Consider the following 11,662-nt stretch of genomic DNA (forward strand, 5'->3'; position numbering starts at 1 on the left):
AGAAACAAACGTAAAATAACTATGAAAGTGCCCCTTTTGTGTTTTATTTTGTTTTAACCAAAATCCTACTTTTGGTATATTCTATAAAAGTTAAGGTTTTGTATTACATACAGACTACTTATACTAGGCCTGTGAATTTTGTGTTATCTCTAAATACAGTTGTTCTAAACTTTTACTCTTATCTAATAGCTGCTTTATCTCACCGAAAAGAATACATTTTCCTCTGTCGATAATACATATCTTGTCACAGATTTTTTCCATTTCCTCCATATAGTGACCGGTATAAATTACACTGGTACCCTGTCTTTTTAATTCATTGATTGCCAATAGTATTTGATTTCGAGATTCCACATCGAGACCGACCGTTGGCTCATCCATAATAACAAGATTCGGGTTATGAAGAAGTGCTGCACCTATGTTCACCCTTCGTTTCATTCCCCCTGAATAACTATTTACTCTTTTATTTAAAATTTCATCCGTAATATTAATTGTTGTACACACTTCATGTATTCGTTGTTTTAAGTGAATACCTCTAACATGATTGGCTCTGCCCCAAAACCTTAAATTATCCCTCCCGGTTAAGGAAGGATATAAAGCTGTTTCCTGCGGCACATATCCAAGATTTTTTCTCATGATTTTAGGGTTTTTAACGATATCCTGTCCTTCATAAAAGATATTTCCGCTATCCGGTTTGCTTAGTGTAGCTATCATTGAAATTGTGGTTGATTTTCCAGCACCGTTGGCTCCAATTAAACCTAATACTTCACCTTTATCAACCCAAAAAGAGATTCCATCGACTGCTTTATTATTGTTATAATATTTTTTAACATTGATTAATTCCAGCACCCGAAGCTCCTCCAAAAAAGAACGAATTGAACTTTATTACTTAACTTCTATACTACCATCTGTATCCTGATTCTACAAGTACCATACATGTATTTTTTTGTAACAATATAGAAAATATCAAGATTTTATTATGAATAGAATGAACAGTCTTTCTTAAAAATTACTTGACATAAGAAAAGACGAAACATAGAATTCCCTACGCCCAATGGATAGACATATTACCGATTTATTTACTGATTTTATTCCCTTCTTATCAGATAAACAGATCTATGAAATATGTTCTTGCTAAGTGAATCCTATTTTCCGTCTTATTAATATCCTTTATTATAACCGTTATTTTGTTATCGGTCCAAATAATAGTTTAGCGTATCAATCAGTTCCTTCGTCAGTTCAATCTGATCTTTATTTAGCATACGGTGTCTTGCTTCAATATCCCTGATTTTTTTCTGTCTGTCTTTTATAAATCTAGCCATAGCTTCTTCAAACATTGGTTGATGTATAAGTTTATCACGGATTTCTTTAGAGAATGGGCAATAAGTTGCCATTATCTCTCTGACCGGTTTATTTAGTTTAATCGCTCCTCTTGATTCGTATTTTATCCACTGTTCATAATCAAGAACAAAAACTTCTCTACTACTGTTCCGGCCCTTTTGAATTTGCAATTTTATTTTTTCTTTCTTTTCTTCGGATAACTCTTTGTTTTTACGATAAAACTGTAGATAATCCGAGTACTCTGAAGTAAGGGATTTATGTTTAATATCATTCCACGCCGTGCCTTCAATCGTTCTGCACATCTCCCACCGAAATCTTCCAAAAATCCGAGTGAGTATTGCGGTTAATCCGTATTCACAAAAGCTCGGCAGAAGAAAACGTCCACAACTATCTCTTTTTCTGCCTGTGATATCCTGCCACATAACTCCGTTCATCCCCACGACTGGCATAAGAATAATATCCGGATATACCGTTTTTATTATATATTCTTTTACAATATTATTCTCTTTACTTGAATAAAGAACCTCTCTGTCGAATATGGAATAATCGATATTCAATAATTCATTCATTGCATTAATTACTTTAACACCGGTAACCAATATCTTTTCTAAATCGTTGGTTATCGTATCTTTATATAATATCGGTACAAAGGTACTTATTTGCCCATTAGTAGTTCTGTTGTTATATCGGAACATATTCTGGATTTCATACTCCAATTTCCGTAATCTATCTTCTGACCATTCTCTGACATCTCTTTCTGTCAATTTACCCTGTTTTTTTAAAGTCAGTAGCATATCCGGATACTCTAAGTCGAATTCATTCTTAGAGGGTTCCTTCTTACCTTCATATATCAGCGTCAACCAATCTTTTATATTATATATGTTGTAGGAAGTATCTACGCGAGTATCCTCTAAATTATATAGATTTAAAAGCTGTTCCTTCGTTAACAGGCGCTCATCCGCATAACCGTACTTTAAAAACAGGTCAACGATCTTCGGTATCTCGTTTGCACTATAGGCTTTTAAGAATACTGCTAGATATAATTCATAGTAGTTATCCGTTAACTGCTTACGAATTAATCTTGTATTATCATCAGTCGCCATCCTATCTTTTAAATTAATAAATTCACGGATGTTTGCTTCCATTTCCTTTGCTCTGTCCTGTGAAATTTCAGCAAATCCTATAATCTTTTGAAATGAATTCTCCATTTCTGATAATATCTTTGAGGAAGTATCCTCTGCTTCATTTTTATCCTCGTATCGCGAATTATTCTGACCCTTTTTATCCGTAAGTAAAATGTGATAAGCTTCTTCCATACCTTTTCTGTTCACTGACAACTTGTACCCTAGCTTACGATCATAAAGCTTTTCTACCTTATTAATCTCTTCAATCACATTATCCATGGTATCAACAATATCGCTATTGTCTCCTCCGGCATGACTCACCTCGATTGCAAGGAATGCAATTAACTGGTATATACATGTATTGCTGTCATTCACCAGGCAGTCGGCCATAATAGCTAGCTCCTTAGACAGTTCCTTTAATACGCCAATCAATTGATTTATAACATCCACCTGTTCTTCAATTTGATAAATTGTAATACTATTTCCATGAGAGTAAAACGACTTAATTACTTCCATAGGTAAGCGATGACATTCTTTATAATACTCAATTCTGTTTCTAATCAATTCTATATCATATTCCGTTTCAGATAAAGCCTCTATCATCTCTGAGGTCCGAGCCTCATAGCCCAGCTTTTTTGCATACTTCCTATAATCTGAATAATTGTCGGTGATAAATCTACAAAGATTCGTTCTGTGTTTTATCACATCCTGATATATCTGATCAAGTTCAAAAATAATCTTGTTTAATGAGGCTACCATAAACCCATTGTATTCCTTGTTTGATGAAATGATTGACTCTAAATCCTCTACCCTGTTTAGAGTAAATACAAATACAATACTATCATCCTGTGCGGTATAGGTACTTTGATATGTTCCAAAATACAAATCGTTTAACCCCAGAAATGTTCCGGAGTTTAATAAAATCTTTGCTCCGTTATTATGTAATATTACCCGTCCTTTTATTAAAAGTACAATACTGAGAACCGGATCACCTTCTTTAAAAATAACGGTTCCTTTTGCTAACTGATTCACTGTATTGGGATTAATCTTCCATTCCATATATTACCGCTCCCGTCCATTGTAATATGAGACACCAGTATAATATTTTTCGTTACAATATATTGATATTCAAATTGATATGTTAAAACAATATATTGTGTTATGAAGATACACAGCACCTTTGCTGCTCTTATTCTATTATATAACAAAAACCATATAACCAAAAGAGTTAATTGTCACCTTTTGCAGAATTAGGATAAAATTCTTAATTGAATTTGCCTAAAAAGCGGGTTATTGAGTTTCCTCAATAACCCGCTATCTCATATATTCGTTTTCTATACAACAAACTCAATCATTTAATTCAAATCAATCGTTTTACGACATCCTGCTATTTATATTATTAATTCCGTGCGTTCTGCTTTGAATGCCTACCATAAGCGTTACCTTTACAGTTAACTCGGTCCAGGCAGCCTCACGGCACACAAGAGCTTTTGCTTAGTGCTGCTTCATTCCTGACCTGACACGGTTCACAAATTCCTGTTGCGTAAGACCCAGACGTCAACATCACTTATAAAGGGCAGCCCTACAGTAAGTCACCCTGGGCAGAACATCACCCCTGCTGTAGCGGATTGCAGGTACAGGGCACCGCTATCTCCCCGGCTGCACGGAAATCTTTTGACAAAATTATACGTAGCCTTTTGCTATAATTTCAAATATATATTTAGTTTAGCAAAAAGCTGTATGCCAAGTATATAGCTTTTCGATAGGAATGTCAACCCTCAAGCTTTTCCATTTTATTACGAATTCTAAGCTCCTTAAAGAAAGTCTGAAGAATATCTGTACATTCCTTTTCCAGAACACCGGTCACCAGTTCAACCCGGTGATTAAACTCCTCCATCTGCAGTAGATTTAATATAGAGCCTGCGCAACCGGCTTTAGGATTCATTGTGCCCACAACCACCTTCTTCATTCTTGATTGAACGATTGCACCGGCACACATCTGGCAAGGCTCTAAGGTCACATACATAACACAATCCTCCAGCCTCCAGTCTCCCATCGCTTTACTCGCTTTCTCAATGGCGATTAGCTCCGCATGAGCCAAGGTTGTCTTTTTTGTATTCCTCTTATTATACCCTCTGCCTATGATTTTATCCTCATAAACGATTATACATCCAATCGGTACTTCTCCTAAACGAATCGCCTTCTTGGCCTGCTTGAGAGCTTCCTTCATATATTTTTCATTCATGCTTTCCGTATCCTTTTCATCTGGACTAGACCACCCAAATCTGATATAGTAATTGTATCATAACCCTATTGAGGTGACAATATGCAGATACATGGCTTTAACAAAACTACCCTACTGGATTATCCGAAGCATCTGGCGGCTACAATTTTTCTCGGTGGCTGCAATATGAGATGCCCTTTTTGTCATAACGCTTCCCTGGTAACCGGCGTAAGCTCCCAGCCCGTTATTCCAACCGAGGAGGTCCTATCATATCTGAAAAAGAGAAAAAACCTGTTAGAAGGCATCTGCATAACCGGTGGCGAACCAACTCTTTATAAAGATCTTCCGGCTTTTATTGCAGAAATAAAGACCATGGGCTTTAAGGTTAAATTAGATACCAATGGCACTAACCCCGACATGTTAAAACAACTTTCGAATGCAGGATTGATTGATTATGTGGCAATGGACATTAAAAATTCTAGGAAGAATTATGGTCTTTCCATCGGTATTACCGAATATAATACTGATAAAATCGATGAAAGCGTGTCCTATTTACTTAATGGAACTCTCGATTATGAGTTTCGGACAACCCTTGTCAGAGAGCATCATACCGAACAGGATGTTCTATCCATCGGACAATGGATTGAAGGCGCAAGAGCATATTATCTGCAAGCCTATAAAGATTCCCAGGACATCCTTTCTCCCGGTCTAAGTAGCCCTTCAAAGGATACCATATTACTATATGCAAAGCTTCTTAAACCGTATGTAACTAATGTCTCTATCAGAGGAATTGATTAGGAAAATGTTTAAACGGAGGCCGACTTTATGTTAATGTCTTTTGAAACACCTCGGTTATCAATCAAAATTCTGAATAAAGAAGCTGCAAATTTGGTTCTTTCTTTTTATGAAGAAAACAAAGTAATCTTTGAACCTTGGGAACCAAAAAGAAGTGAAAACTTTTATACATTATCCTATCAAAAATCATCTCTTTCCATGGAATACCACCAGATGCTGGAGGGTAAATTGTTAAGATATTGGGTATTTTTAAAGGATAATCCGGACGAAATCATAGGCTCTTTCTGTTTTCAGAATTTTCTTAGAGGACCTTACCAAAGCTGTTGCCTTGGATATAAATTCGGCCAAAAGCATCAGCACCTGGGCTATGCCTATGAAAGCATCCAAAAAGGGATTGAAGTTTTATTTGAAGAGTGTAATATACACCGGATAGAAGCTTTTATTATGCCAAACAATCATCCCTCCATAAGATTAATAGAAAAACTTCATTTTATATATGAGGGTTTCTCCTTTTCCTATGCCCAAATAAACGGTTTATGGACGGATCACCGGCGTTATTCACTCATTCATCCAAACGATCAAAATCTCGATCATTTAATCAAATATAATTCTTTCGACATATAATCCATATCAATAACCTATAAAAACAGAAATCAGGTATCAATTTCCTTAAATGCTCATAATAAGATCTCTGTTATACAGAACTTTTTATTTTTAGCTCTTAAGGCTTTTGATACCTGTATTTATTAACAACACGCGTTTTGTCAATTATTGTCTTATCACATAGGAATAGGGAGGTGCCAATAGCCGAAATCCCCTTGTCTAAGATCTCTTTTTCTTATCGACTTAAAGTTTTCAAATCCAAACATTCTTGCCATGAAACGCTCCCTGTTATGATAAATTCCCGGTACCCCAAGAATATATCTGCCGCCATAACGGTCATTTAATTTCGCAAATATTAAATGATGGTAGCAATAATAACCATGCAGTAAAAAGCTGTTATTACTAAGTGTCCATACCTCTGCCGGTAAAAATCCGATATCCTTAGGTTCTATTTTTACACAGATAGTAATTTCATTATCCTCAAAAGGATAAATCCTTGGATAAGAAGCGAATATTTTCGTTGCCACAGCATTCTCTTGGCTCTCTTCTTTCCCGGTATAGCTCTCATTACTTTCATCTCTATCGTTCAAATCATTTATTCTATCAGATCCATGGGCAACGGGTTTTATAACCGGCCTTGCAATCGGCTTAACATTAGGATTTACATTAGTTTTCATCTCCGGTTTTTCCTTCGGCTTAGCCTCTGTTGCCTCTGAATTAGTATTTTCTTTGATCTTCGCCGTTTCAACCTTAACCGGTTTTACGCTGTAATTCGGTTTTTGTACACCTTCAACGGTCTTCCATCCTCTAGGCATTTTATAAAATGGTGTTTTGAGCTCTTCTTTTGCTGATCCATGTCCACTAAAATCCGGGTACTCATCTTCTTTTTGTTTCTGCCCGGTATTATCCTTAGTAAGGGAAGCTGCCTGTTGTGTTCCGGTCTTTTTTGTTACGCTTTTTTCTACGGGATCAATGTTACTAAATACCTCTTCTGCTTGGGTGCCCTCAGCATCATTTGATTCTGCTATTTCTTCCGGTGCCTTTATTTTTCGAGAGTTATGGGTACTTTCGTGATCTTTTGCACCTTCAGGTTCTTGGACTTCCATCTCATCCGTTTCTTGGACTTTCTCAATTTCCTCTACTGCGTTGTCCTTATTATACTCTAAGTTCTCAGATTCCGCCCCGCCCTCATCTCCTTCTTTGGTTACAGATTCGAATTCTTTTTTTTCAGCAGCTCTTGAACTTTCGACCTCATCATCTTCAGGGAAGGTTGTTATAACCGGATCTTTTTTCTTTCTTTTTAAAAACATAGCTTCTGCCAAATCATCATAATCATCATAGGAATTCGTAACTGGTTGAAGGGCCTTTGATGACTTTTCTAATTCTTTTGTTTCTTCTTCCTGTGGTTTGGGCTTTAAGGCAGCCATTACCTCTTCATGCACAATCGGCATATCATCCCACTCTGTGGCATAAAATACATGTTCGTTTAGAAAGAGGAGCAGGCCACCCATATCGGATAAAGCTAATCCCGAATTCATAATATTAGTCTCCTTGGTAGTCAACTTACTATCCATAACCTGGTTTTTTAATACAGAATCCCCCAGATAAACCAGCTCCATATCATCCTTCTGTCTTTGAATTAAATAGGTTGGAAAGATACCGTCCAAAAGGCCCAGTAATTGCATATGTAACGTAATTTTACATTGTCCGTTTCGTGCCTCTACCCGGGCATATCCTACATTTTTCTTCTTAACTCCATTTTCGTACTGATACATATACGAAATCAGTCTTTTATAATCAGCCAAAAAATCACTCCCTTACTTTTACTGATACCATTTTGGATTATCACATAATTCTATTAAATATATTCCTATAAATCTCCCATTATTCCAAACCTTAACCATTCTCATATTACAGGGTATATAAATGCAATTTCACTTTTACTCTTAGGTACTGAATTCGTGATACAACCACCAGTTATTCCGAGCAGACTCTCACTTAACAGGTGCATCCTACCTGGAAGGATTTTTAATATATAGGAAATTCGGAGAAATTTCCTATATATTAAAAACAGCCCCAGGTGTTCATACCGGGACTGTTTTAGTTGATTTTAAATTGACTGGGGCTGTTGCAAAATTAATAAGTAGGGGATATGATTTACCGTAATCCACTGTTTAACGGACATGTTGTTGATTATGCATGACTAGAGCGAACAAATATGTTCGATTAAGGTTCCATAATCAATAATGTGTCCTTCAACCTGTGTGTGAGGTAAGTCATATTTCTCAGCTGATTTATTTTGCAACAATCCTTTATGATTACTTCATTGTTACGGTTATTCTATATTACTTTTTACGGTTTATTGGATTTCTTTATGGAAATCCTGAAGGGATTTTACTCCAACCGCACTATTGTTTTTAATAGCTTTAATACCGGCAATCGTAGCCTTGGCTGCTGCCATTGTGGTTACATAACTGATTTTACCCTTAATCGCTGCTTTTCTGATATAACTGTCATCATCGGCACTCTTTTTATCAATTGGTGTATTTACGATAATGTCAATCTCTTTGTTGGTAACTGCATCTATAATATTGGGTCTACCCTGATGTAGCTTATAAATCTTCTCTGCAGTTATTCCACTCGCTGTAATTAAATCGTAAGTTCCACCGGTTGCCAGTATTTTAAAGCCGCATTCTGCAAATCCCTTCGCCACCTCAACTACTTCTGCTTTATCCCGATCATTTACACTGATTAGTACCGTACCGGTTTCCGGAAGCTTGGTCTTAGTTGCTTCCTGTGCTTTGTAGAAGGCTTCACCAAAGGTCTCTGCCAAACCAAGAACTTCGCCAGTAGAGCGCATTTCCGGTCCTAATACCGGGTCAACCTCCGGGAACATATTGAACGGGAATACTGCCTCCTTCACACCATAATGGGTAAACTTGCTTTCCTTTAAGCCCTTCACCGGTGAAGGGTTACCTGTAAGCTTGCCAGTGATAATCTGAGTTGCCAGCTTAACCATCTGGATGTTGCATACCTTAGAAACCAAAGGTACCGTTCTGGACGCCCTCGGATTAGCTTCAAGAACATACACTACTCCATTCTCAATTGCATACTGCATGTTCATCAAGCCACATACATTCATTTCTTTCGCAATCTTCATGGTATATTCCTTTATAGTATTGATATTATCCTGCGTGATATTCAAGGATGGAATAACACAAGCGGAGTCTCCGGAGTGAATTCCGGCCAATTCAATGTGTTCCATAACAGCAGGAACGAAGGCATCCACACCATCACTGATTGCATCTGCTTCACACTCAAGAGCGTTACTTAAGAAGCGATCAATAAGGATTGGTCTGTCTGGGGTAACGCCAACCGCAGCATTCATATAAACCTCAAGGCTGGCATCATCATGAACGATTTCCATACCACGTCCACCCAGTACATAGGAGGGACGAACCATAACAGGATATCCTATCTTACTGGCAATTTGAAGGGCTTCCTCCACATTAACCGCCATACCGGATTCCGGCATCGGTATATTTAGTTTGTCCATCATGGCACGGAATTGATCTCTATCCTCTGCTAGGTCAATTGTCTCCGGAGTGGTACCCAAGATATTCACTCCGTTTTCTTTTAATTCAGCTGCAAGATTAAGCGGTGTCTGTCCTCCAAACTGAGCAATAACTCCAAGAGGCTTTTCTTTCTCATAGATACTTAATACATCCTCTAAGGTTAAGGGTTCAAAATAAAGTTTATCGGAGGTATCATAATCGGTTGATACGGTTTCCGGATTACAGTTTACAATAATGGTTTCAAATCCCAGATCTTTTAAAGCAAAGGCAGCATGAACGCAACAATAGTCAAATTCGATACCCTGACCAATTCTATTCGGTCCGCCGCCAAGGATCATAATTTTCTTATTGTCGGTGCAAGGGGACTGATCTTCCTTTAAATGATAGGTGGAATAATAATATTTGGCGTCCTCGGTACCGCTTACATGAACGCCTTCCCAGGCTTCCTTAATTCCGGCTTTTATTCTGCTTTCACGAATTTCTTTTTCTGGTATATTAAGAATTTTGCTTAAATACTTATCCGAAAATCCGTTTAATTTTACACTTTTTAATACATCCACCGGTGGAACGCTTCCCTTATAAGCTTTTAAAGCTTCTTCCTCTTCTACCAATTCTTTCATCTGTTCGATAAAATAAGCTTTAATCTTTGTTAATTCAAAAAGCTCCTCTACGGTTGCTCCCTTTCTTAATGCCTCATACATAATAAATTGACGTTCACTGGTAGGAAGGTGAAGCATATTAAGTAACTCTTCTTTTGATTTATCAGCAAAATCCTTTGCATACCCAAGACCGTAACGTCCTGTCTCTAAGCTTCGGATCGCTTTTTGGAAAGCTTCTTTGTAGGTCTTACCGATACTCATTACCTCTCCTACAGCTTTCATCTGTGTACCCAGCTTATCCTCGGAGCCTTTAAATTTCTCAAATGCCCAACGAGCAAACTTAATAACAACATAGTCGCCGTCCGGAACATACTTATCCAAAGTACCGTACTTACCGCAAGGTATATCACTTAAGTTTAGGCCGGATGCCAGCATTGCGGAAACTAACGCAATCGGGAAACCGGTTGCTTTAGATGCAAGGGCAGATGAACGGGAGGTTCTGGGATTAATTTCAATTACTACAATTCTACCGGTATTCGGATCATGAGCAAACTGAACGTTAGTACCACCGATTACCTGAATAGCATCTACGATTTTATATGCCTGGCGTTGAAGTTCTTTCTGTACTTCTTCCGTTATGGTAAGCATTGGTGCGGAGCAGAAAGAATCTCCTGTATGAACACCTAAGGGGTCAATATTTTCAATAAAACATACGGTAATCATTTTTCCCGTAGCATCTCTTACAACTTCCAGCTCCAACTCTTCCCATCCTAAGATAGATTCCTCTACTAAAACCTGACCTACTAAGCTGGCCTGTAAGCCTCTGGCAACAATTGTTTTTAACTCCTCTACATTATATACCAGACCGCCACCGGCACCACCCATCGTATAAGCAGGACGGATTACGACCGGATAACCAAGCTCCTCAGCAATTGCTAATGCCTCATCCACGGTATACGCAACTTCGCTTCTTGCCATCTCTATTCCAAGAGAATTCATTGCTTTTTTAAACTCAATACGGTCTTCACCTCGTTCAATGGCATCCACCTGAACTCCGATAACCTTAACATTATATTTCTTCAAAACGCCGGCTTTATCTAATTCTGAGCAAAGATTTAGACCTGACTGTCCGCCCAGATTCGGGAGCAGACCATCGGGTCTTTCCTTTTCGATAATTTGTGTCAACCTCTCCACATTCAGTGGCTCAATATAGGTCACATCAGCCGTCCCCGGATCTGTCATAATAGTTGCGGGATTCGAATTAACAAGTACGATTTCATAACCCAGCTTTTTCAATGCCTTACAAGCCTGTGTACCTGAATAATCAAATTCACATGCCTGCCCAATAATAATCGGACCTGAACCAATAATCAGTACCTTGTGAATGTCATCTCTCTTTTTCAT

At 37.8% G+C, this 11,662-nt stretch carries 7 protein-coding genes and 1 other RNA gene; 2 read left to right on the forward strand and 6 right to left on the reverse strand.

Features of this window, described 5'->3' with window-relative positions; all coding sequences use genetic code 11:
• Window positions 1-123: 123 nt before the first annotated feature.
• From I5677_RS13420 to tadA, 4 genes are all read right to left on the reverse strand, one after another.
• Window positions 124-846, reverse strand: coding sequence for an ABC transporter ATP-binding protein (locus tag I5677_RS13420; protein WP_197662149.1), 723 nt, complete (start codon window positions 844-846; stop codon window positions 124-126).
• A 341-nt stretch (window positions 847-1,187) separates the two neighbouring features.
• Window positions 1,188-3,521 carry a cyclic nucleotide-binding domain-containing protein gene (locus tag I5677_RS13425; protein WP_197662150.1) on the reverse strand — a complete coding sequence of 778 codons (2,334 nt, stop codon included), beginning with the start codon at window positions 3,519-3,521 and terminating at the stop codon, window positions 1,188-1,190.
• Window positions 3,522-3,867: 346 nt separating this feature from the next.
• Window positions 3,868-4,129: signal recognition particle sRNA large type (gene ffs / locus I5677_RS13430), an RNA gene on the reverse strand.
• Between the two features lie 104 nt (window positions 4,130-4,233).
• A complete protein-coding gene (gene tadA / locus I5677_RS13435) occupies window positions 4,234-4,707 on the reverse strand; it encodes a tRNA adenosine(34) deaminase TadA (RefSeq protein ID WP_197662151.1) in 474 nt (157 codons plus the stop codon).
• Window positions 4,708-4,788: 81 nt separating this feature from the next.
• On the opposite strand from tadA, the gene I5677_RS13440 reads away from it, so the two are divergent.
• Window positions 4,789-5,484 carry an anaerobic ribonucleoside-triphosphate reductase activating protein gene (locus I5677_RS13440; RefSeq protein ID WP_197662152.1) on the forward strand — a complete coding sequence of 232 codons (696 nt, stop codon included), beginning with the start codon at window positions 4,789-4,791 and terminating at the stop codon, window positions 5,482-5,484.
• A gap of 27 nt (window positions 5,485-5,511) precedes the next feature.
• Entirely contained in the window at window positions 5,512-6,105 is a 594-nt protein-coding gene (locus I5677_RS13445) for a GNAT family N-acetyltransferase (protein WP_197662153.1), read from the forward strand.
• Between the two features lie 155 nt (window positions 6,106-6,260).
• Here the strand turns inward: I5677_RS13445 and I5677_RS13450 are convergent, their stop codons facing one another.
• Window positions 6,261-7,889, reverse strand: coding sequence for a DUF6128 domain-containing protein (locus I5677_RS13450; RefSeq protein WP_197662154.1), 1,629 nt, complete (start codon window positions 7,887-7,889; stop codon window positions 6,261-6,263).
• Window positions 7,890-8,443: 554 nt separating this feature from the next.
• Entirely contained in the window at window positions 8,444-11,662 is a 3,219-nt protein-coding gene (carB, locus tag I5677_RS13455) for a carbamoyl-phosphate synthase large subunit (RefSeq protein WP_197662155.1), read from the reverse strand.

This window comes from Mobilitalea sibirica (assembly GCF_015999265.1).
Taxonomy (GTDB): Bacteria; Bacillota; Clostridia; order Lachnospirales; family Lachnospiraceae; genus Mobilitalea; species Mobilitalea sibirica.

Coding starts and splice junctions, on each gene's coding strand:
- I5677_RS13425 (WP_197662150.1), bottom strand. CDS start 3,521: ATGGAATGGAAGATTAATCCCAATACAGTGAATCAGTTAGCAAAAGGA.
- carB (WP_197662155.1), bottom strand. CDS start 11,662: ATGAAAAAGAGAGATGACATTCACAAGGTACTGATTATTGGTTCAGGT.
- tadA (WP_197662151.1), bottom strand. CDS start 4,707: ATGAATGAAAAATATATGAAGGAAGCTCTCAAGCAGGCCAAGAAGGCG.
- I5677_RS13440 (WP_197662152.1), top strand. CDS start 4,789: ATGCAGATACATGGCTTTAACAAAACTACCCTACTGGATTATCCGAAG.
- I5677_RS13445 (WP_197662153.1), top strand. CDS start 5,512: ATGTTAATGTCTTTTGAAACACCTCGGTTATCAATCAAAATTCTGAAT.